Here is a 21,085-nt window from a genome sequence, read left to right on the forward strand (position 1 = left end):
CGCAGACACCGTCGGGCATCGCCGCGCGGGCGGAAGGACACAACCATGAGCGCACTCACCGATGAAGCACCCGCCTCGGCCGAAACGGAAAGCCGTTCACCGGCTTCCAGCGATCGCACGGCTGCGCCGCGCACGGTGTCGCTACGATTGTCGACGGTGCTGGTCAGCGCCGGTATCGCGCTGCTGACCGCCGTGGCGGTGACCTTCGCTTCGCTGTACTGGTCGGCCAGGTCGACGCTCGCCGACCGTGACGGGAAGGCTGCGGACGATCGGCACGCCGAACAGATCGCGACGGACTACTCGCTGGGTGCCTCCACCATCGACTATCACGACGTGAAGGGCTGGATCGGCCGCCTGCAATCCGGCACGACGCCGCAACTCTCGGCCAAATTCGACGCCACCGCACCGCAACTCGAACAGATTCTGCTGCCGCTGCAGTGGACCTCCAAGGCAGCGCCCCTGTCCGCGACCGTGATCTCCGAATCCGGTGGAATCTACAAGGTCAACGCCTACCTCACGGTGACGTCCACGAGCGCGCAGACTCCCGACGGCGCTCAGACCACCGTCACGTATTCGCTGACCGTCGACCGCAATTCGGGATGGAAGATCACCGACGTGGGCGGCCTGCAGAACGCCTTGCCGTCGAAGTAGTGCGGGAGCCTGGCTCATTCGGAGCCGGGCCGACCTCTCTCGGCGAAGGCGAGCCACGCCTGGTCAGGGTCCCGGGCCCTGATGACCTACTTCCCCGGATGCGCGATCAGTACGCGAGGAAGAGGATCTCGTCGCGGGAATAGTCGTGATCGGGGTGCCGCTCGGCGAGGTGGGCCTGGGTCTTCTCGACCAGGTCGTCCTCGTTCTCACCGCGAATGTATTCGCCGCAGGGGCAGCTCAGGCGGGTCTTCATCATCTACTCCCAATGTGATTGCGGGGGACAGCTTCTCGTCCGATCCGCGCCGATCGAGTATGCACCGGGCGATCCGCTCGACGATACGGTGGGCCCGGCTATTCGTACCGGACCCGCCAGTGCTTGATGCCGTTGATCCACCCCGACCGCAGCCGCTCGGGCGCGGCGACCTCGGACAGGTCCGGCATCGCATCGGCGATGGCATTGAACATGAGATCGATCTCCAGCCGGGCGAGATTCGCGCCGACACAGTAGTGCGCGCCGGTGCCGCCGAAGGCCAGGTGCGGATTGGGGTCGCGGAGAATGTCGAATCGGAACGGGTCGTCGAAGGCGTCCTCGTCGAAATTGGCGGAGCTGTAGAACAATCCGAGCCGCTGGCCCCGCCGGATCGGCTGCCCGCCCAGTTCGGTGTCGGCGGTGGCGGTGCGCTGGAACGCGGTCACCGGCGTCGCCCAGCGCACGATCTCGTCGGGAGCGGTGCGCGGGCGCTGCCGCCGGTAGAGCTTCCACTGCTCGGGGTGGTCGATGAATGCCTTCATCCCGTGGGTGATGGCATTGCGGGTGGTCTCGTTGCCCGCCACCGCCAGAAGGATGACGAAGAAGCCGAATTCGTCCGAGCCCAGGGCGTCCCCGTCGAGATCGGCGTGCACGAGCCGGCTGACGATATCGTCGAGCGGATCGGCGCGGCGCTGCTCGGCCATGGTCCAGGCGTAGCCGAGGATCTCCATCGACGCGGTGGTCGACGAGGTCGTGCTGGTGTTGTCCCCGTATTCGGGGTCGTCGTAGTTGAGCATCTGATTGGACCAGTCGAACAGTTTGCGCCGATCCTCCTGTGGCACGCCCAGCAATTCGGCGATCGCCTGCAACGGCAGCTCACACGCCACCTGCTCGACGAAGTCGCCACCGCCGGTCTCCCGTGCCGCGCGCACGATCGCGGCCGCCCGCTCGGCCAGTGTGCCGCGCAATCCCTCGATCGCGCGCGGGCTGAAGCCCTTCGAGACGATGCGCCGGATCTTGGTGTGCTTGGGCGGATCCATGTTCAGCAGCAGCGCGCCGGTGAGCTCGATCTGCTCGGGCGTGATCTCGCCGGGCAAGCGGATCACCGCGCCCTTGGACCGGGCGGAGAACAGCTCCGCGTTGCGCGAGATCTCCTTGATGTCCTCGTGTTTGGTGACCACCCAGTAGCCGCCGTCGCGGAATCCGCCGGACTGGGCATCGGTCTGCGGGTTCCACCACACCGGGCCGGTGCGGCGCAGCCGGGCGAATTCTTCGACGGGGTTGCGGGTCTCCCACAGCGCCGGATCGGTGAAATCGAATCCGGGGGGAATGGACGGCGCGGACACGGCTGCCTCCTGACGGGCCGACATCATTGTGGACCGGGACGGACTCAGCGACGGCGGCGCCGGTAGCGGACGCGGCACGGCTGCTGCAACTGCACCACCATCTTGGAGTGGTCGTTGCGGTAGGTCTCCGACGGCTGGGCCAGCTCGAACTCCCAGTCCCGCAACAGGATCGAGAAGATCGCCTTGAGCTGCATGAGCGCGAACGGTGCGCCCACACAGCGGTGGCGGCCCGCACCGAAGGGGATCCAGGTCCAGCGATTGACCAGATCCTCCTGCCGCGGATCCAGATAGCGGCCCGGGTCGAAGGTGTCGGGGTCCGGGAAGTCCTCCGGTATCCGGTTGGAGATGGCGGGCGTGGCGGCCACCATGTCGCCCGCCTCGATCCGATGCCCGCACACCTCGAACCGGGCACGGGCGATACGCATGAGGATGATCAGCGGCGGGTGCAGGCGCAGCGCCTCCTTGAGCGCGGCCTCCAGATTCGGAATCTGGCGCAGCGCATGGTGACTGACCTCCGCGCCGTCGGCGTACAGCTCGTCGAGCTCGGTCACCACCGTGGCCAGCGTGTCCGGGTGACGCAGCAGTTCGATGATGGTCCAGGCCGCCGTGCCGGAGGTGGTGTGGTGCCCGGCGAACATCATGGAGATGAAGATGCCGGTGATCTCGCTGGCCGAGAAACGCGGCACGCCGTGCTCGTCCTTCACCGAGATCAGGACGTCGAGCATGTCGCGATCGTCCTTACCGGTCGGCGGATTCGCCTCGCGCTGATCCATGATCGCCTGCACGAGCTCGACCAGTGCGGCGCGGGCCTCGTCGCGGCGGCGGAAGCTCTCGATCGGCGCGTAGGGGTCGACGTAGGCCAGCGCGTCGGTGCCCTGCTCGAGTTCGTGATAGAGATGCGCGAACCGGGAGTCCAGCTGCTCGCGGAACTTGGGGCCGATCAGGCAGGCCGAGGATGTGTAAATGGTCAGCTCGGCGAAGAATTCGAGCAGATCGATCTCGCCCTCGTCGGTCCAGCGGGCCAGCATGCGATCCACCTCGCGGGCGATGGTGGCCGCGTGCCCGCGCATGTGGTCGGCGCGTAGCGCCTGATTGTGCAGCATCTCCTTGCGGCGTTCGGGCGGCGCGTCGAAGACCACGCCCTCGCCGAAGATCGGCTTCATGAACGGGTAGGCCGCACCCTGATCGAGGTCCTCGTCGCTGGCGCGGAAGAAGAACTCGTTGGCCTCGGCGCCCGACAGCAGGATCACATCGCGCCCGGCGAGTTCGAAGGCTCCGACATCGCCGCATTCGGCGCGCACCCGCCGCATCAGCGCGATGGGATCTGTGCGGAACTCCTCCAGGTGTCCGTGCTCATCCGCGCCCCCGGACACTCGCTGCGGCTTGACCAGCGTCATTGCAAATCCCTCCACGTATAACCTTGTCCAGACACGTGATGGACATGTGTCTGGACGGTACTATGATCGGCGGCGTGCGACAAGGTCCGCGGCCGGTTTCGGACGTTGAATCGGATCGGCGGCCGCGTGCTGTCCGGGCCTGTGTTTTGCTGCCCGTCGATCACTCGGCCGCGGGATCTGCCAGCAGTCGGCGCGCCGACATTTCCAGCAGGTCGGCGACCTGCTCGTAGGAGAGCAGGCCCATCCCGGCCTGGAGCAGCGCGCCCGCGTAGAGCAGCTCCAGCATCGAAACCCGTTCGGGGTCATCGGATCCCAGTGCTTCGGCGAGCCGGCCGCGAATCTCCCGGCCGATGCGCACCCGCAGATGCCGGACATCGGGATCGTCGCCCAGCAGTGCATTGCTGACCGCACCGGCGAGAGCCGGGTCATTGGCCACGAGCAGGGATACCTGACGCAGCACCGCGACCACCCGGGTGGCCGGGTCCCCTGCGTCCGTGTCCAGCTTCGGAGCCGCGACCAGTCGCCGCCAGAACACCTCCGAGATCAGGTGCTCCTTGGACGAGAAGTACGTGTAGGCGGTGGCGGTGCCGACTCCCGCGGCCGCGGCGACCAGCCGAATCGTCGTGCCGGAGAAGCCTTCCCGGGACAACACCTCGGCTGCCGCCGTGGTGAGGCGGTCGACGGTGTCGGCCTGCTTCTCGGTGAGTCGCCGTCGGGTTGCCTCGATACCGGTGGATGCGAGTTCGGACATGTGTCTGGATGATACTGACGCCACGAAGTCTGGACTAGTGTCTGTATCGGCTTCCAGGTCTGTGATAGCGTCGCTGGACCTGCGAAAGGGCCGGCATGCAGATCACCGACGCGATGATGGACGGTCAGCTGCGTGCGACCGGTGTGTGGTTGCGGCGCATGGGGTCTCGGCACAGTGAACGGCGGCTTCGCGTCGCCGGGGCTCTGGTCGACGGGCTGCTGTGGCTCGCGCGGGCCCGTCGCCCGAAGACCCTGCGGGTCGAGAAGTTCGGAATCGATCGCGGCGATGGAACGCGGCTGCGAGTGGTCGTCTATTCGCCGTCGGCGCCCACCACCGCCGCGGCCGGACTGCTCTGGCTGCACGGGGGCGGATACTTCCTCGGGCGACCGGAACAGGACCTGCGGATCTACCGGCGATTGGCCGAGCGGACCGGCTGCGTGGTGGTCGCGCCCGACTATCGGCTCAGCGTGGTCCACCCGTATCCCGCGGCCCTCGACGACTGCTACACCGCGTTGATCTGGATGCGCGACAATGCGATTCGGCTCGGCCTCCGCGAGGATCAACTGGCGGTCGCGGGGGAGAGCGCGGGCGGGGGACTGACCGCCGCGCTCACCCTGCTCGCGCGGGACCGTGGCGAGGTGAACATCGCCTTCCAGATGCCGATCTATCCCATGCTCGACGACCGGCAGTCCACCGAATCGGCCCGCGACAATGACGCGCCGCTGCTCGATTCGGTCACGCTGGCCTCGGCGTGGCAGCTGTATCTGCGGGATCTGCATGGGACGCAGCGGGTTCCGGTGTACGCGGCGCCCGCGCGGGCCGGTGATCTGCGAGGTCTGCCGCCGACCTTCACCTATGTCGGGGGCCTCGAGCCGTTCCGGGACGAGACGATCGCCTACGTGAACGGCCTGCGATCCTGCGGCGTGCCGGTGGAGTTCGAGGTCCATCCCGGGTGCTGGCACGGCTTCGACCGGCTCGTTCCGCGCGCCGAGGTGAGCCGGCGGGCGTTTCGATCGCGGGAACGGTGGCTGCGGCATGCGCTGGACACCTATGTCGCGCCACAACCGGGAGCGGACCGGGACTGGGCCTGAGGGCATCCCGCCCCTTCCGGATAAACGAATACACGACTCTCTGTGCGCAGTGGGAGGGCAGCAGGCATGGTCAAGCCGCCGCTATCGATGAAACCGACGGGATGGTTCCAGGTGGCCTGGTCGCCCGAGATCGCCGTCGGGGACGTGCACCGGATGACGTCGACGGCCCGGTGTCCTATGTCGACTTCACCGTCACCTTCGGTGACGCCACCGGGATGACCGCCGACGATATGGCCAGCGGTCTCGAGGCGATCAATGCCGGACTCGGCGTCGCGGTGACCAAGAGCTGGGGCGTGATCGACAATCGCACCATCTCCGCGGTCACTCCGGTCGACGACCGCACCTGCGATGTCCGCTTCACCGTGTGGGCCGGACGCCCGCCCGGTGACGACAGCGCCACCGCGCCGCCGTGGGCCGAACGGGTGATGCGGGCGGTGATCGACCAGTTCCTGGCCGACGTGCATATCTGGTCGCACCAGCGCTATTCGGATCCACCCGCGCTGGCCCGCTCCGAATACGACGGATTCATGGCCCTGCGCACCTGGGCCGCCCAGTTCTATCCGCAATCCTGATCACACGAAAGGCGATGCCGCCCATGGTATCTGTGTTCCCCCGGCGGCCGATCCGGGTCTTCCAGGTGGCGACCGGCAATGTCGGCACCGAGATGATCAAGCGAATCGGCACCCATCCCGACCTCGAACTGATCGGCTTGCACTGCTACACACCGGAAAAGATCGGCCGCGATGCCGGAGAGCTGGCCGGGCTCGCGCCCATCGGCATCCGCGCGACGGGCTCGGTCGACGACATCATCGCCGCGCGGCCGGATGTGGCGACCTTCCACGGTGTGTTTCCCGACGAGGACCTCTATGTCCGGGTCCTCGAGGCCGGAATCGACATTGTCACCACCGCGGATTGGATCACCGGTCACCACCGCGACCGCAATCATCCGCACCCGTCGGGCAAACCGACCTCCTGGGTGCTCGAGCAGGCCTGCCGGCACGGCGGATCGACGTTCTACGGCACCGGCATGAATCCCGGGCTGACCCAGATCCTGGGCGTGGTGCACACCTGCGATGTCGCCGAGCTCGAGAACGTGACGGTGATCGAGTCGGTGGACGTCTCCTGTCACCATTCGGTGGGCTCGTGGCAGATGGTCGGATACGGCCGCCCCGCAGACGATCCCGCGATCCCGGCCATGCTGGAACGGGGCACCCGGGTATTCGCCGACGGCGTCCACCTGATGGCGGACTGCTTCGGCCTGGAACTCGACGAGGTCACCTTCGGCTACGAACTCGGCGCCTGCACCAAGGACATCGACCTGGGCTGGTATCAGCTGCCGAAAGGTTCACTGGGAGCCAACTACATCAAGTACCAGGGCCTGGTCGCCGGAGTGCCGAAGGTCGAGGTCCACGTCGAATGGCAGATGACCCCGCACACCGAGCCACACTGGAACGTCCAGGGCTGCTATATCACGAAAATAACCGGCGACCCCTGCATCGCGAGCAAACATCGCGTCCTCCCCAAGCCCGGCACCGACTTCACCAACCCCGCCGCCTTCGCATCGGTCGGCATGACAGTCACCGGCCTCCCCGCCCTCAACGCCATCCCCGCCGTTGTCGCCGCCCCACCGGGCATCATCACCAGTGCCGACCTCCCATTGCGCGCCTTCGCCGGGCGATTCAAATCGTGACAGACCATCGTGGGAGCTGCGCGCGACCTCGCGACCCCCTGGGCTGTACTCGGTGCGCCACCGCCTTCACGTAGTATCGCCCGGGTAGTTCGCTCCTCGAAACCCGTTGTGGTGGCAGGTGATCGGGAACCGACAGGGGGTTCGCATGGGCAAGGACTGGGTACGCGAAGCAGAGTCGCTGGCCGCTGAGGTGCTCGAGGTCAGGGCGGCAGAAGTGGATCGCGGCGGGCTGATTCCGCCTGCGAACTTCGAAGCGCTCGCGGCACGGGGGTTCTACGGGTTTCCGCTGTCGGACGGCATGTCACCGGGAATCCTGATCGATACCGCCGCGACCGTCATCAGCGGTTGCCTGGCAACGGGATTCGTGTGGGCACAGCACCTGGGTGCGCTGCGCTCGCTCGTGGCCAGCAGCAATCAGGAGCTGCGTGAGCGGTACCTCGCCGACATGATGAGCGGTGCCTATCGCTGCGGAGTTTCCTACGCCGGAACTCGGACCGAGCCGACCCTGTTCGCCGAACCCGGCGACGGTGGATACCTGCTCACCGGTACAACGCCCTTCGTGACCGGGTGGGGCTACATCGACGCGGTCGCCACCGCCGCGCGCGTGCGTGACGGTGCGACCGAATCGGTGGTGACGCTGTTGGTTCCGGTGCGTGAGGCGGAGAACATCCGCGCTGAACGGCTCTCGTTGATCGCGGCGGACGCCAGTGCCACGGTCAGGCTGACTTTCGACGGCGCCTTCGTGGGCGACTCTGGGGTGATCGATATGAAGGCCGTCGCCGATGGACCGGAAGGCGGTGTCGCGCTCAGTGATTGGGTCAATGGCGGACTGGTCCTGGGCGTGCTGATGCGGTGTGTGCGCTATCTGGAGGACTTCGGCGCCGAGGCGGAGCCGCACGCGAGGCAGCTCGCGAGTTTGCGGGAACGCTACGGCCGGGTGATCGGTGACGTCGCGGCCACCCACGCGCTGCGCGCGGAGATCGCGCACGCGGCGGTGAATGCCGCCGCGGCCGGCGTCGTGTGCGCCGGCAGTCGGTCAGCGCTCGCAGACGCGACCGCGGAAAGACTCGTACGACAGGCGACCTTCGCCCTGGTCTGCACGACTCGAGATCCCATCAAATCCGCTCTGCTGCAGGCACTCCAGCCCAGCCCGCAGCCGGTCGGCGGCTGACCGGAGCACGTCACGGCCATCGGCGACGACGAGGACAATGGTCATCCCGGGTCGGTGATCGGGTGGGCGGCCGCGACCTCGCGACATAGGGCAACCGGTCCGTCCGAAGGGTTCGCGGTCACGCGATGGAGGCCATGTGGGCGGGAATCGGGGTGGATCAGCGGGTGAGGATTCGCCGGATCCAGCTTTCGCGGGCGGTGTCCTGATGGCCCGGGCACCACTGGTCGGCCGGTACGGCGGCGCGGACCTGGGCGACGTGGGCGCCGCAGCCGGACCAGGTGGTCTTGCCGCAGGTCCGGCATCGGGCGGGATGGCACATGGGTGGTTTCTCCGGGGTGGTCAGGCGGGGGATTCGCCGGATTCGATGGCGGCGGCGAATTCGCAGAACGCCTCGTAGGCACGGGCGCCGTGGATGGTGGCGGGGCCGCCGTGCATGAGGAAGGTGACGCCGATGGCCTCGGCGGCCTCCTGCCTGGTCGCACCGGCGCGCGCCGCGGCCTGACCGTGGGAGGCGATGCAGCCGTCGCAGCCCTCGACCACCCCGATGGCCAGCGCGATCAGCTCCTTGGTCTTGCGATCCAGCGCGCCCGGCGCGAACGCCGCCTTGCTGAGCTCGCCGAAACCCTTGTACACCTCGGGAATCGCGCGCCGCAACTCCCGGTGCAGCGGGGACAGCTCGTTCAGGACGGCCTTGCCGTGCGGCGAGGCGTGGGTGACGTCGGTCGGTGCGGACATGGCTACTCCTTCGGTTGCTTCGGCGAAGCGCGGCATCGTCCGATCCGGCCGCGTCGCGGATACCCCTTGGGGTATGAACCTAAGCTAGCATACCCCCAGGGGTATGTGCCGCGATGTGCCTCACATCGGCCGTCCCGAGCGAGGTGCCCCGAACTCGCCCGGCTCGGGATCGGTTCGAAGCCGGGCGCTGACGGTCAGTTCAACCCGAGGACCACAGCGTTGCCGTCGTGATCGCCGGTGGAGGCGGTGGCGGTGTTGTACGTGTTGCCCAGCGGCACCGTCCCGAGATCGGTCCCGCCCTTGGCGAGCACCGCGGTGCGGACATTGTCGCGGGCCTGGGTGAAGGACACGTAGGCATGGGTCACCACTTCGAACTTCTCGCGACTGAAGGCCGCCGACCACACGAATCCGCCGCCGGGCAGCGGGGCCGGGCCGAAAACCCTGCCGTGGTCATTGGTTTCGATCGCGATCGCGTCGGAGAAGGCCGAATCACTGCCGTCCGGCGGCTGCTGCGCGTAAAGCTGACCGTTGATGCGCCCCTGATATCCCGTGCTGTGCAGCCACCGCACCGGGAACCCCGCCGCCGAAAGCTGGTCCGTCAGCTTCGAAGTGGCGGCATCGGCCGTGGTGGAGGTCCGATCGACCAGCAGCACATCGATGGGCTCGAACAACGACTTGCCCTGATACTGCTGCCCCAGCCAGTCCGCGACATCCCCATTGGACTGCAACATCCACACCCCGATCGACCCGTACGCCGTCGAGACGCTCGTCCCCGCCACCGGCGGCGTCCCCGTCGAACTCTGGGACGTCCCGGTGGGCAGATCGGACGATCCGGTCGGCAGCGCGGCAGCCCCCGGCGCCATCACGACAACCGCCGCCGCCGCCACCGCCAACGAAATCGACCGGACCCGAATCACAGAGCGAGACAACATATTCACCTTTCACCGACGATCCACAGGTCTTAGCAGAGAAAGGCCGACCAGAGGACCGTTACGCCCGAGGAAGCCTCGGACCGATGGGTTCCGAGGCGGCCGGTCAGTGGAGCGGGGCCGACCAGCGGAGGCGGGTGCCGGTGTCGTCGGGGTTGGGGAGGATGGTGAAGGTGCCGCCCAGTTCCTGGGCTCTGCGAGCGAGGTTGGAGAGGCCGCTGGGGGTGATGTTGTCGGGGATGCCGGTGCCGTCGTCGGAGACGGTGATGGTGAGGTCGTCGGCGACGTCGAGGGTGACGGCGAGGGAGTGGGCGTTGGCGTGGCGGACGGCGTTGGAAACCGCTTCTCGGACAACGGCTTCGGCGTGGTCGGCCAGGACGGGGGTGACGACGGAGAGGGGGCCGGAGGTGCGCAGGGAGGTGCGCAGGTCGATGTCGGCGGTGTGCTGGGCGATGACCTGTTCGAGGCGTTGACGCAGGCCCGGGGATTGGTCGTTGGCGCCGTGCAGGTCGAAGATCGAGGTGCGGATCTCCTGCACCACGTCCTGGAGGTCGTTGACCACATCCGACAGGCGCTGCCGGATTTCAGGGGCGCGGGTGCGGGCGATGGTGCCCTGCAGGCTCAGGCCCGCGGCGAACAGGCGCTGGATCACGTGGTCGTGCAGGTCGCGCGCGATGCGGTCGCGGTCGCTGAGGATGTCGAGTTCGCGCACCCGCTGCTGGGCCTCGGCCAGCTGGATGGCCAGCGCCGCCTGCTCGGTGAAGGCCGTTGCCAATTCCAGGGTTTCGGCCGAGAACGGGGGAGCGGAGATCGGCCGGACAATGACCAGCACGCCGAAGGTGGCGCCCTGGGCGTGCAGCGGGAGGATCAGCGTCGGTCCGGGGTCTGCCATCGGCTTGCCCAGATCGATATCGCCCGCGTCGTCGAAGCTCAGCGGCGTGCCCTCGGTGATCGCCCGTCCGATCGCGGTGCCGGTGGTCCGGACGACCAAGCTGCTGGGCCCGGCGCCGGGCCCAGCCCAGCGCGCGATCCGCAACTCCCGCGTCTCCTCCGCCGGGATATCCGGATCGTCCTCGATCGCCAGGAACGCGCGTTCGGCCTGGGTCAGCGTGCGTACATGCTCGACCACGTGCGCGAGCACCTCGTCGGCGGCGGTCCCGGCCAGGAACGCGGTGGCGGTGTCGCGGGTGGCCTCGATCCACGCCTGCCGGGCGCGGGCCGATTCGTACAGCCGCGCATTGTCGATGGCGATGCCGGCCGCCGCTGCCAGCGCCTGGACGATCACCTCATCGTCCTCGTTGAACGGCAGCCCGTTCTTCTTCTCGGTCAGATACAGGTTGCCGAAAATCTCGTCCCGGATCCGCACCGGCACCCCGAGGAAGGTGTGCATGGGCGGGTGGTTGGCCGGAAACCCGACCGACGCAGGATGACTGGCGATGTTGTCGAGCCGGATCGGCTCGGGCTGATGGAACAGCACCCCCAGCACACCGCGCCCAGCCGGGAGGTCGCCGATGGCATCAGCTGTCTCGTCATCGATGCCCTCGTGCACGAACTGGGTGAGGTTCGCGTCCACGCCGCGCACGCCGCGCACACCGAGTGCGCCGTAGCGGGCGTCGACCAGGCTGATGGCGGTGCGCACGATGGTGCGCAGGGTCTGGTCCAGATCCAGCCCCGCGGTCACCGACAGCATGGCCTCGACGAGTCCGTCCATCCGGTCGCGCGCGTCGATGATCTGATCGACCCGATCCTTGACCTCGGTCAGCAGTTCGCGTAGTCGCAACTGCGACAACGTGCTTCGCACCGAGTGCTCGGCATCGGAGGGGGAAGTCATCTGAGGGCATCCTGGGGCTGTTGCGGGCGAATCCGAGCTTTCGCTCGCCCACAGTGTATTGGCGCTGCGCGGGATACCGCCTCCGGAGCCGCCGGCGTCGGGGCCGGATCAACTCACCCGGCTGCCGCGGCCGGGTGGTGCAGCGCGGCGAGCGCCGCACCGAGCAGCCGGTGTGCTTCGGCGGCAATACCGTTGAGCGCGGGTTGCGCGAGCGTGCCTACCCGAACCTCGGGATCGGCTGCTTCGATCAGCACTCCGGTCTCGTCCTCGCGCAGCACGATCCGGCTGGGCAGCAGCAGACCGGCCCGCTGGTCGACCTCCAGCGCTCGCGCGGCCAGCCGCGGATGGCACACCTCGAGAATCAGGTAGTCCCCGATGTGCTCACCGGCCTTCTCCCGCAGGATTGCCTGCATGTCGATCTCGGCGACGACTCCGAAGCCCTGCCGGTGCAACGTTTCTCGTGTCCGGGCGGCGGCGTCGGTGAGGTTGCCGTCGAGGTGTACGGCGATCGCGGGTGCGGGTGCGACCGGGATCCGGATTTCGGTGATCAACTGCCGCGGATCGCTGACCTCGTCGGGGCCGACCAGATATGCCTCGGTCGGTGGCCCGATCGGTGTGCAGCCCGTCTCCCGCACCCAGTCGGCCAGCGCGCGGTAGGCGGCCTCCAATCCGCCGTAGCCGCCGCGGTGGCAGGTGCGTGCGACCAGTGTCGACGGCAGCACCACCAGCTGCGCCCCGGACGCGGGCCCGAGATTGGGCGCGGGCTCGATGGGTAGTCCGAAATCGACCTTGATGGAATCCCCGGCAGGCGACTCGTGATGAAACGTAATGGTGGGTGCGCCGGAAGCCGTCAGACCGGCACGGTCGGCCACCTCCGCCATGCGCTCGACGCCCGCGACAATGGCGTCGCTGAGTCGATCGGGCGGGATCTCGAGGGGAATCTGCACAACGGTCTGCGGCGCCGTCTCGCACAGACCGATTCGATAGTTCATCACGTGCCTCCTGTTCGACGGGTGTCTCTTCAGAGTCCGACTCGGGGCCGGGTCCGTCACAGAGGCGAATGTCCCCGCGCCCGAGGCAGAAACGCAGTGCCGGTCGGAAATCAGGACGGTCATCGAGGACCTTAGGCCCTGCCGGGCAGGAGAATTCAATGGTCCTATGGAGATCGAATGCCCATCGAATCGATGAACCATGACGGGAGACGACGGCATGAACCGTTTCCGGGCCGAGGAGGCCGCGCGGAGCACGGCCGAGGAGGCCGCGCGCAGCGTGGTGGACCTCTCCCGGGACGAGTCGATGCGCCTGCTGGCCAGTGTCCCGTTCGGCCGGGTGGTGTTCACCCGTGATGCGTTGCCGGCCATCCGGCCCGTGAATCACATCGTCGACGGAGAGACCCTCATCGTGCGGACCCGGCTGACGTCGCGACTGACCTCGACCGTGCGGGCCGACTCCGATGTGGTGGTCGCCTACGAGGCCGACGATATCGATCGGGTGACTCGATCGGGCTGGTCGGTCGTGGTGACCGGCCTCGCGCGGACCATCACGGCCCCGGACCTGGTGGCCCGCTACGATGCGCTGGTGCGGCCGTGGGTGGACGGGATCATGGACACCATTGTGGCCATCGAGCCGACGCTGGTGACCGGTATCCGGCTGGTCGATCGGGAATCGATCGGGGCCGAGCCGCTCCGGTGAGCGACGCTCCGGCTACCATCCACGCTGCCGCGTCTCGGATGGTGTGCCGATCCGACGACGCCGTCCGACCCGACCGATCCCGAGAGGACCATCATCATGTGTCAACCGACCCCTTGCGACTGCGGCAAGATCACCTGGGCCGGCTGCGGCGAGCACATCGACCAGGTCAAGGTCAGCGTCCCCGCCGAGCAGTGGTGCGACGGCGAGCACGAGACCGCCGGCAAATAGCAGCCGATCGCCTCCCGCGACCATCGGCCCGCGGCGGGGCGGTCTTTGGGCCCCTGGTCCCATGACCATCGGCCGCAGTGCCGGCACCCCGGTGATTCATACCGTGAGGGTGGGCGGCGCTCCGCCGCCCGGTAACCGCACCGCCGGGAGATGGCAATGGCTGAGCAGGAATACGACGATCCGCACCGACTGGTCTCCGCGGGAGTGGTCGTCGGCGTGGACGGGTCGTCGGGATCGGACATCGCGCTGCGCTGGGCAGCCGACCTGGCGGCGCGCCGGGGACGCACACTGCAGGTCGTCCACGGGCTGGACCTGGTGGGCACCAGTGCCGTGATGGGCCCGTATGCGGTGGTCACACCCGAGGTGATCGACGCTGCACAGGCCAAGGGCCGGGAGGTGGTTCGGCATGCGGTCGAGACCGCACAGTCCGCGCACCCCGATCTGCAGGTGACGGCGCACCTGTTCAACGACTCCGCCGCGGGATTGCTGATCGACTTCAGCGCCCGCGCCTACGCCGTGGTGCTCGGCGCCACCGGGACCACCGGAACCTTCGCGCATCTGGGCTCGACGCTGCTGTCGGTCACCTCGCACGCGGCGGGCACCGTGTTCGTGGTGCGCCCGGATCACCAGGTGGACAACATCGTTCGTGATTCCGGTCCGGTGGTGGTCGGCATCGATTGCGGCCCGGTGAGCGAGCCCGCCATCGCCGCCGCATTCGCCGAGGCGTCGGAGCGGGGCGCGGACCTGGTGGCCGTGCACGTCTGGAGTGACTGGAGCGCGGGGGTATTCGCCGGCGATCATCCGACTCCGATGCTCGACGACGTCGAAGCCGTCGAGGAGTCGGTCCTGGCCGAGCGGCTCGCCGGGTGGCAGGAGAAGTACCCCGACGTGACCGTGATCCGCCGCGTCCACTTCTCCGCTCCGGCGGCGCACCTGCAGGATTGGTCCAAGCACGCGCAGCTGGTCGTGGTCGGCAATCGTGGCCGCGGGGGATTCCTGGGCTTGCTGCTCGGGTCGACCGCGCACTCGCTGGTGCAGCACGCCCACTGCCCGGTCATGGTCGTCCACGCGGCCGACTGACGCCCGCACCGCCGACAACCCTCGGCCGGCCCGCACCCTCGTGAAACCCGTTCGGCCACCGTCATTCCGCGGTACCGGGCGCATCCTCGCCGTCAGTGGGTTTCGATCATGTTCCCGAAGTGTCCCGTACGCCAGATGATGCGGTTCCGCACCTCGGTCATACGCCACCCATCGGGGGTGCGGGCCAGATCCGCGGTAACAACGCCGCCTGCCGTGAACAACCGCTCGAGCATGCTCGACTCGACGGGCATGTCCTTCCACAGATGTATCGCAACAAGATTGGCCCGCACCTCGGCCGTGTCACCGTCGATCGCGACATCATGACCGCTGAGCAGATGCTGGGTGGCGTCGAAGCGAGCGAAGCTCACCGCATGACTGCCCGCGATACTCGCGGGTCCCGCCACCGCCGCCCCGTTCGGCCGCACGATTCGCCCATCGCTGGTGAAGATCTGCTCGAAACGCGGTACGTCGAAACACATCTCGTCCAGAGCACGAAAGTAGCTGTTGAATACCTTGTTGATCCGCGCAGTGTCGACCCAGCAGTCGACTTCGTCCTGATCGATTCTCGGCACAAGCTTCTCCTTCTGGCTGTCGCCCCCGACGCTAGATCCTGACCCGACGTCAGCTTCAAGTCCGCGCCGTCGTTTCAGGTCCGCAGCAACTGTGTGGGCCGTCTGTGCCGGCTATGAAATTCCGGCCTGAAACACTGCGGCGCAATGTGTTTCGGCGGAGATGGTTTGTAGCGTCGGCGACTGTGAAGCGTCTCAGGAGTGGCTGTGCAACATGCTGTCGCTGGGTAATCAGACCTCGCCGGCGTGTAGTTGATCCGGAATCGTTCGGTTCTTGCTGGTCCGGGCTGAATCGCGGGGTTGGCGGGGTGTTCTTGACAGGCAAGTAATCACTTGCCTATGGTCGGGTGGTGGGCGATATTTTCAAGGCCCTCGCCGATCCCACGCGGCGGATCATTCTCGATGAATTGGCCGAGCGGGACGGGCAGACGCTGTTCGAGATTTGTGCTCGGCTCAGTGGGCGGCATCAGCTGAGTTTGACGCGGCAGGCCGTGTCGCAGCATTTGGCCGTGCTGGAGGAGGCCGGGCTGGTCGAGACGCGGAAGCAGGGCAGGTACAAGTTCCACCACCTCGATACGACTCCGCTGGCCGTCATTCAGGAACGGTGGCCGGTGCACAGGAAAGGGTAAGGGCCGTGCGGATTTACATCACCAGCGTGTTCGTGGACGACCAGCAGAAGGCGCTCGACTTCTACACCGGGGTACTGGGCTTCACCAAGAAGCATGATGTGCCGCTGGGCCCGGGGGCCCGCTGGCTGACGGTGGTGTCGCCGGAGGACCCGGAGGGCGCGGAATTGCTGCTCGAACCGGATGAGCATCCTGCGGTCAAGCCGTATAAGGACGCGCTCGTCGATGACGGCATTCCGGCCGCCTCGTTCCAGGTGACGGATGTGCGGGCCGAATTCGAGCGGCTGAGCGGTCTCGGGGTGACGTTCACGCAGCAGCCGCTGGAGGCGGGACCCGTCACCACCGCCGTATTCGACGACACTTGCGGGAATCTGATCCAGATCGTCACCCCGGCCTGACGCGTCCGCTCAGACGCGGGCGCGCTCACGGGCGAGGGAGCGGTCGCGCTGCTCCTCGAAACGCGGAATCTGCACCTGGTGGAGATTGTCGAGGTAACGCGCCAGCCGCTCCCGCGCCTGTTCACCCTGGGGCCCGAAGTCGGTGCGGCCGAAGACATTCCAGTGCCGCAGCACCGGCATCAGCACGTCCTCGTAGTGCTGGCGCAGATCGTAGATCCCGTGCTTGGCCATGAGGACGCCGTGGCGGCGGAAGTTGGGCATGCCGGTGCCGGGCATGCGGAAGTTCTCGACGATCAGGTCGATGGCCGCCATGGCCTGGTCGGGCACGAGGTCCAGGGCCGCGCCGCACAGGGTGCGATAGAAGATCATGTGCAGGTTCTCGTCCAGCGCCAGCCGCTGCATGATGCGGTCGGCGACCGGGTCCGCGCAGACCTCGGCGGTATTGCGGTGGCTGATCCGGGTGGCCAGCTCCTGGAAGCTGACATAGGCCACCGAGTAGAGGAAACCGGCGTGCGCGGCCGCGGTGCCCGGATCGACGGGTGCGGCGAAACCATTGGTCATATGGGTCATCCGGTCGTTCTCCAGCGCAACCGGATCGACGCCGCGGGTGACCACCAGATAGTCGCGCAGGACCACGCTGTGCCGGTTCTCCTCCGCGGTCCAGCGGCCCACCCACGTACCCCACGCCCCGTCGCGGGAGAAGTTCTCGGCGATCTCGCGGTGATAGGAGGGCAGATTGTCCTCGGTGAGCAGATTGGTGACGAGCGCGGCCTTCGCCACCTCGGAGAGCCCGGATTGGTCCGGATCCCAATCGATTCCACCGAGCTGCGCGAAATTTCGACCGTCGTCCCAGGGCACGTAATCGTGCGGATGCCAATCCTTGAACACCGACAGATGCCGGTCCAGCGCCTGCCCGGCGACCGGCTCCAGTTCCACGAGAATCTCCCGCTGCGTCAGCTCACGCGCCACGAGTCCTGTCCGCCTTCCTGTCCGATGAATGGAGGCCATGCGGCCACCGCCCACCGTTCCGGGCCGCGACCGAGCGCGACAGAGCCGAAAGTCCCGACCGGACCGGGACTTCGATCTTGGAATCCGGGACCCACCGAAAGGTGCGCCTCGCCACCTGATCCCGGGACCTTCGGCCCTGTTTGCACCGCGGTGCCCGGTGCTGACATGGACGCGTCGACATCAGGGTCGATCACCACCAGGAGGTCGTGCAGCGTGTACGCGGACGAGGTCGCCACCATGCCGGAATCGTTCGTCGAGGTGGGAGTGGACGGCACGGCCTCCGCGCAGGAGATGGACCGGGCTCGCGCTGAGCTCACGGAGGTGCTGCGCCGCCACGGCCTGGCCGGCAGCGCGCGCCTGCGGCTCACCCACGATGCCCGCGTCGACCGCACGTCGGTCGCACAGGTCAACCTGTGCGTCGCCGGGAATCCGGTGCGCTGCCAGATCGACGGCCCCCGCACTCTCGTCGTCCGCTTCGCCGCCGAACGCCTCGACCGCGCGTTGAATCGCCAACTGGCGCAAGCACCCCCGCGCTGGGCGCCCGACCCGGCCCGCGCGCCACTGGTCACCGTCGGCGCGGAACGCCCCATCGTCCGCCGCAAGCACTGCGTGCCACACCGGTGCGACCCGGCGGCCGCCGTCGCGACCATGGACGCCCTGGACTACGACGCCCACCTCTTCACCGACCTCGACACCGGCGAGGAGGCCATCGTGTATTGGGCCGGGCCCCTGGGCGTCCGGATGGCCCGCCAGCGCCGGGCATGCCCGCCTCGCGATTTCGAGCATCTCCCGCTGACCATGAACCCCCACCCGACCCGCATCCTCACCGAGTCGGCCGCCGCCCGCCGCCTGTGCGGCTACGGCCTGCCCTTCCTCTTCTTCACCGACGCCGAGGATGGCCGCGGCCGCCTGCTCTACCGCCGCTACGACGGCGACCTCGGCCTTGTGATCGCGACGTCCGCTCTGCCGGTCTCGTAGCGGCGGCCCGCACCGGGTCGGGCCTTCGATCACAGCGTCCTCTCAGCGATGTTCCGCTAAACCTCGAGTACGGCCTCGTAGGCTTACCGCCGACGTCACGACAGGAGAGTGCGGATCATCATGGGACCCACGACCATCAATGGGCTGCCGGCCCACGTTCTGTTCGTTCACGCTGTGGTCGTGCTGGTGCCGGTGACCGCATTACTCGTCGTGGCCGCGGTGCTGTGGCCCTCGGCGCGGCGCCGGATCGGCGTGCTGTTGCCGGTGGTCGCCTTCCTCACTCTGGTGTCCGTGCCGCTGACCACCCACTCCGGTGAATGGCTCGAACACCACACGCCGCGAGATCCGCTGTTGCGCGTCCACACTCACCTCGGTGACGATCTGCTCGTCTGGTCGGCGGCGACGTTCGTTTTCGCCACCGTGTGGTGGGCGATGCACAGTGAGCGCGCGCGGGACCTCCTGCGGCGGCGGGTGCCGCGGGTCGACGCTGTCTCCGGTCGCCGGGCGATCGCGGCCATGGTCGCGGTGGCTGCCCTCGCCGTGTCCGTCGGATCGGTCGTGCAGGTCTATCGCATCGGGGACAGCGGGGCGAAGGCCGCCTGGCACGATCGAACCGCCTCCCAGGCCAGGTGATCCCCGGTGGCCCGGCATGTCAGGAGGCGACGCGGCCGAAGAGGACGGACTCCATGAGGCGGATCACCCACTGGCGCGGGTAGATTCGCTCGTCGTCGCCGAAGACGCGGCCGTAGTCGACGACCAGCCCGAGGGCGGCGTGCACGAGGATCTGCCCCTCGGCGGGACTGAGCTCGGGGCGGACCCGGGCCAGCAGGGTCGCCCACTCGGCGACGACCAGGCGTTGCACGACCCGCAGTGTCGCGCGTTCGTCGTCGGGGACGTGGCCGAATTCGGCGAAGTAGACGAAGATCAGTTCGCGTTCGTCGAACGCTCCTGCCACGTACATGTCGACGAGTTTGGCCAGAGCGTCGGCGGGACCGGAGGATTCGGCCAGGGTCGGGCCGATGACCGCCGACATGCGGTCGGCGGCCCGGCGGAACGCGGCATTGAGCAGGTCGCTCTTGCCGCGGTAGTAGCGGTACACCGCCGAGGGCGAGGGCAGGCCCGCAGCGGTGGCGATATCCTCGACGCTGACATTCGGGTAGCCGCGCTCGTAGAACAGCCGGATCGCCCGATGCAGCAGCAGTTCGTGCTTGAGTATCGGCGGCACCTCCACCGCGCGCGGCGCGGCCGCCGGGAGTCCGGACGCGGGCAGATCGGCCTCGACCAGCGCCCAGCAGGCCGAATTCAGCAGGGCGGCCGTGGCTTTCGCGCCGAGGGTGATGCGGTGATCGCCCAGGCCGCTCGCGGTGCTGAACACGCCCACCGCCCGGACCCGCCGCTCGTGATCGGACAGTTCGGGCCGCACCTCACCCATCAGACCGGCGAGCGCGGTGAGAGCAGTCGCGAAATGCCCGTCCACCGTGCGCTTGTCGGCGTCGTCGAGGTAGCGGAACTCCCAGCGCGCCAGCCCGACCGTGGTCCGGTTGGCGATGGTGCCCGCGATGATCCCGTCGATGGCGTGCCCGAGCCGCCGCCGGGCGGGCCAGGCCCCGGCCTCCGGAGGCAGGCGCACCGCGGCCACGGTCAGTGCGCCCAGCCGCAGCAGTTCGCTCGCGAACAGTGCGTACTTGCTCGGGTAGTGCCGGTACAGCGCCGTGGAGGTGATCCCGAGCCGGGCCGCGATATCCTCCATGCTCACCCGGTGATACCCGAGTGCGGCGAACTCGGCCGCGGACACCGCGGCGATCTGGGCCCGCCGGTTCTTGGGGCGTCGCCGCACCGCCCGCGCTCCCGGGTCGGAGGCGGGCGTGGTGGCGCGGTTCACGACTGCGGCTGTTGTGCCAGCGGCGAATTCACCTTGTTCACCAGCCACCGGTCGCCGGACCGCTCCAGCCGCATGACCATGGACAGCTGCCCGGGCGCGGGCTTGCCCTGGGTGCCGAGGCTGGTGATGGTCTGCCCGATCACCACGATGGCCTCGGCGGAATCGCGGTCGGCAGTGCGGACCGCGCACTGCACGTCGGTGGCCTTGGACACCACCTGGCCCTGGGTGAGCACGTCCCGCAGATCCTTGCTGGTGGAATCGAATTGCTTGCGCCAGTCACCGGTCGCGCCGTCGAGGACACCGGAGAAGTAGGCGTCGAGATTCTTGGCGTCGTAGGTGGCCAGCAGCGGCGCGTACTTGCAGGCCGCGGCCCGGGCCTGCTCCTGGGCGGTGAGCAGATCGCGGTGGTGCGCGTCCTGCTGGTGGAAGACGATGCTCGAGCCGATCGACCCCGCGAGCGCGAGCACGACGGCGGCCCGGGCCACGATGCGGCCGCGCTTGCCCAGCGCGGGTACGGATACTCGCGGCAGCCGCGACTTCTTCACGCGCGCAGCGGCTTTCGGAGCGCTGGCGGGCTCCTGCGCCGCCTCGGTGTCCGCAGGCCCGGCCTGCTCTGCTTCTACGGTGGCCTTGTCCGCAGCATCGCTGACGGTCTCGGTATCCGGTTCGATGGTCGCAGCGCTCGTTTGCGCGGCGTCGGTGCTCATTTCGACCTTCTCGGCGCTCGCCCGGTCGGCTTCCGCAGCCGTATCGTGCTGAATCATGTTCTCGCTCATGGGAAG

24 protein-coding genes and 1 pseudogene are annotated in these 21,085 nt (G+C 68.0%); 12 read left to right on the forward strand and 13 right to left on the reverse strand.

What is annotated here, in order from left to right:
- Positions 1-45: 45 nt before the first annotated feature.
- Complete coding sequence (locus ACFXIV_RS22945; protein WP_379395938.1) at positions 46-651, forward strand: hypothetical protein; 606 nt, start codon at positions 46-48, stop codon at positions 649-651.
- Between the two features lie 106 nt (positions 652-757).
- Here ACFXIV_RS22945 and ACFXIV_RS22950 read toward each other — a convergent pair whose 3' ends face one another.
- The 4 genes from ACFXIV_RS22950 to ACFXIV_RS22965 all read right to left on the reverse strand — a co-directional run bounded on the left by ACFXIV_RS22950 (position 758) and on the right by ACFXIV_RS22965 (position 4,395).
- Positions 758-904: a DUF1059 domain-containing protein gene (locus ACFXIV_RS22950; RefSeq protein WP_354845559.1), complete on the reverse strand. Its 147-nt coding sequence runs from the start codon at positions 902-904 to the stop codon at positions 758-760.
- A gap of 98 nt (positions 905-1,002) precedes the next feature.
- A complete protein-coding gene (locus ACFXIV_RS22955; protein WP_379395936.1) occupies positions 1,003-2,247 on the reverse strand; it encodes a cytochrome P450 in 1,245 nt (414 codons plus the stop codon).
- A 44-nt stretch (positions 2,248-2,291) separates the two neighbouring features.
- On the reverse strand, positions 2,292-3,644 hold the full coding sequence (locus ACFXIV_RS22960) for a cytochrome P450 (protein ID WP_379395934.1): 1,353 nt from the start codon (positions 3,642-3,644) through the stop codon (positions 2,292-2,294).
- Positions 3,645-3,804: 160 nt separating this feature from the next.
- On the reverse strand, positions 3,805-4,395 hold the full coding sequence (locus ACFXIV_RS22965; protein WP_379395933.1) for a TetR/AcrR family transcriptional regulator: 591 nt from the start codon (positions 4,393-4,395) through the stop codon (positions 3,805-3,807).
- 95 nt (positions 4,396-4,490) lie between these two features.
- Here ACFXIV_RS22965 and ACFXIV_RS22970 point away from each other — a divergent pair, with 95 nt between their 5' ends.
- From ACFXIV_RS22970 to ACFXIV_RS22985, 4 genes and pseudogenes are all read left to right on the forward strand, one after another.
- Complete coding sequence (locus tag ACFXIV_RS22970) at positions 4,491-5,486, forward strand: alpha/beta hydrolase (protein WP_379395932.1); 996 nt, start codon at positions 4,491-4,493, stop codon at positions 5,484-5,486.
- Positions 5,487-5,641: 155 nt separating this feature from the next.
- Positions 5,642-6,058: pseudogene (locus ACFXIV_RS22975) on the forward strand (2Fe-2S ferredoxin); the annotation flags it as partial.
- Between the two features lie 23 nt (positions 6,059-6,081).
- The gene (locus ACFXIV_RS22980; RefSeq protein WP_379395931.1) at positions 6,082-7,176 is read left to right on the forward strand and encodes a dihydrodipicolinate reductase; all 1,095 of its coding nucleotides are present in this window, start codon (positions 6,082-6,084) and stop codon (positions 7,174-7,176) included.
- A gap of 145 nt (positions 7,177-7,321) precedes the next feature.
- On the forward strand, positions 7,322-8,347 hold the full coding sequence (locus ACFXIV_RS22985; protein ID WP_379395930.1) for an acyl-CoA dehydrogenase: 1,026 nt from the start codon (positions 7,322-7,324) through the stop codon (positions 8,345-8,347).
- A gap of 157 nt (positions 8,348-8,504) precedes the next feature.
- On the opposite strand, the gene ACFXIV_RS22990 is transcribed toward ACFXIV_RS22985, so the two are convergent.
- The 5 genes from ACFXIV_RS22990 to ACFXIV_RS23010 all read right to left on the reverse strand — a co-directional run bounded on the left by ACFXIV_RS22990 (position 8,505) and on the right by ACFXIV_RS23010 (position 12,834).
- On the reverse strand, positions 8,505-8,666 hold the full coding sequence (locus tag ACFXIV_RS22990; RefSeq protein WP_379395929.1) for a hypothetical protein: 162 nt from the start codon (positions 8,664-8,666) through the stop codon (positions 8,505-8,507).
- A gap of 20 nt (positions 8,667-8,686) precedes the next feature.
- A complete protein-coding gene (locus tag ACFXIV_RS22995; protein WP_379395927.1) occupies positions 8,687-9,082 on the reverse strand; it encodes a carboxymuconolactone decarboxylase family protein in 396 nt (131 codons plus the stop codon).
- A gap of 194 nt (positions 9,083-9,276) precedes the next feature.
- The gene (locus tag ACFXIV_RS23000) at positions 9,277-10,011 is read right to left on the reverse strand and encodes a hypothetical protein (RefSeq protein WP_379395925.1); all 735 of its coding nucleotides are present in this window, start codon (positions 10,009-10,011) and stop codon (positions 9,277-9,279) included.
- Between the two features lie 106 nt (positions 10,012-10,117).
- Positions 10,118-11,842: a GAF domain-containing protein gene (locus ACFXIV_RS23005; protein WP_379395923.1), complete on the reverse strand. Its 1,725-nt coding sequence runs from the start codon at positions 11,840-11,842 to the stop codon at positions 10,118-10,120.
- A 113-nt stretch (positions 11,843-11,955) separates the two neighbouring features.
- The gene (locus ACFXIV_RS23010) at positions 11,956-12,834 is read right to left on the reverse strand and encodes a DUF302 domain-containing protein (RefSeq protein WP_379395921.1); all 879 of its coding nucleotides are present in this window, start codon (positions 12,832-12,834) and stop codon (positions 11,956-11,958) included.
- Positions 12,835-13,051: 217 nt separating this feature from the next.
- Between ACFXIV_RS23010 and ACFXIV_RS23015 the strand changes: the two genes are divergently transcribed.
- The 3 genes from ACFXIV_RS23015 to ACFXIV_RS23025 all read left to right on the forward strand — a co-directional run bounded on the left by ACFXIV_RS23015 (position 13,052) and on the right by ACFXIV_RS23025 (position 14,842).
- Complete coding sequence (locus ACFXIV_RS23015) at positions 13,052-13,534, forward strand: pyridoxamine 5'-phosphate oxidase family protein (RefSeq protein ID WP_379396455.1); 483 nt, start codon at positions 13,052-13,054, stop codon at positions 13,532-13,534.
- 96 nt (positions 13,535-13,630) lie between these two features.
- The gene (locus ACFXIV_RS23020; protein ID WP_379395919.1) at positions 13,631-13,762 is read left to right on the forward strand and encodes a hypothetical protein; all 132 of its coding nucleotides are present in this window, start codon (positions 13,631-13,633) and stop codon (positions 13,760-13,762) included.
- A 156-nt stretch (positions 13,763-13,918) separates the two neighbouring features.
- Positions 13,919-14,842, forward strand: a complete 924-nt coding sequence (locus tag ACFXIV_RS23025; RefSeq protein ID WP_379395917.1) for a universal stress protein — start codon at positions 13,919-13,921, stop codon at positions 14,840-14,842.
- 92 nt (positions 14,843-14,934) lie between these two features.
- On the opposite strand, the gene ACFXIV_RS23030 is transcribed toward ACFXIV_RS23025, so the two are convergent.
- A complete protein-coding gene (locus ACFXIV_RS23030; RefSeq protein WP_379395915.1) occupies positions 14,935-15,414 on the reverse strand; it encodes a nuclear transport factor 2 family protein in 480 nt (159 codons plus the stop codon).
- Positions 15,415-15,761: 347 nt separating this feature from the next.
- Here ACFXIV_RS23030 and ACFXIV_RS23035 point away from each other — a divergent pair, with 347 nt between their 5' ends.
- Positions 15,762-16,040 (forward strand): ArsR/SmtB family transcription factor, encoded by a 279-nt coding sequence (locus tag ACFXIV_RS23035; RefSeq protein WP_379395913.1) that lies wholly within the window; start codon positions 15,762-15,764, stop codon positions 16,038-16,040.
- 5 nt (positions 16,041-16,045) lie between these two features.
- On the forward strand, positions 16,046-16,435 hold the full coding sequence (locus tag ACFXIV_RS23040; RefSeq protein ID WP_379388251.1) for a VOC family protein: 390 nt from the start codon (positions 16,046-16,048) through the stop codon (positions 16,433-16,435).
- Between the two features lie 9 nt (positions 16,436-16,444).
- On the opposite strand, the gene ACFXIV_RS23045 is transcribed toward ACFXIV_RS23040, so the two are convergent.
- Positions 16,445-17,404 (reverse strand): acyl-ACP desaturase, encoded by a 960-nt coding sequence (locus tag ACFXIV_RS23045; RefSeq protein ID WP_379395912.1) that lies wholly within the window; start codon positions 17,402-17,404, stop codon positions 16,445-16,447.
- 252 nt (positions 17,405-17,656) lie between these two features.
- Between ACFXIV_RS23045 and ACFXIV_RS23050 the strand changes: the two genes are divergently transcribed.
- Complete coding sequence (locus ACFXIV_RS23050; RefSeq protein WP_379395910.1) at positions 17,657-18,421, forward strand: sigma 54 modulation/S30EA ribosomal C-terminal domain-containing protein; 765 nt, start codon at positions 17,657-17,659, stop codon at positions 18,419-18,421.
- A gap of 120 nt (positions 18,422-18,541) precedes the next feature.
- Entirely contained in the window at positions 18,542-19,054 is a 513-nt protein-coding gene (locus ACFXIV_RS23055; RefSeq protein WP_379395909.1) for a DUF2231 domain-containing protein, read from the forward strand.
- A gap of 19 nt (positions 19,055-19,073) precedes the next feature.
- Here ACFXIV_RS23055 and ACFXIV_RS23060 read toward each other — a convergent pair whose 3' ends face one another.
- Complete coding sequence (locus ACFXIV_RS23060; protein ID WP_379395907.1) at positions 19,074-20,303, reverse strand: TetR/AcrR family transcriptional regulator; 1,230 nt, start codon at positions 20,301-20,303, stop codon at positions 19,074-19,076.
- Positions 20,300-21,079 carry a hypothetical protein gene (locus tag ACFXIV_RS23065; protein WP_379395905.1) on the reverse strand — a complete coding sequence of 260 codons (780 nt, stop codon included), beginning with the start codon at positions 21,077-21,079 and terminating at the stop codon, positions 20,300-20,302. Before ACFXIV_RS23065 ends, ACFXIV_RS23060 begins: the two co-directional genes overlap by 4 nt.
- Positions 21,080-21,085: the final 6 nt, after the last annotated feature.

Origin of the sequence: Nocardia sp. NPDC059236, assembly GCF_042754085.1 — a bacterium.
Classification (GTDB): Bacteria; Actinomycetota; Actinomycetes; order Mycobacteriales; family Mycobacteriaceae; genus Nocardia.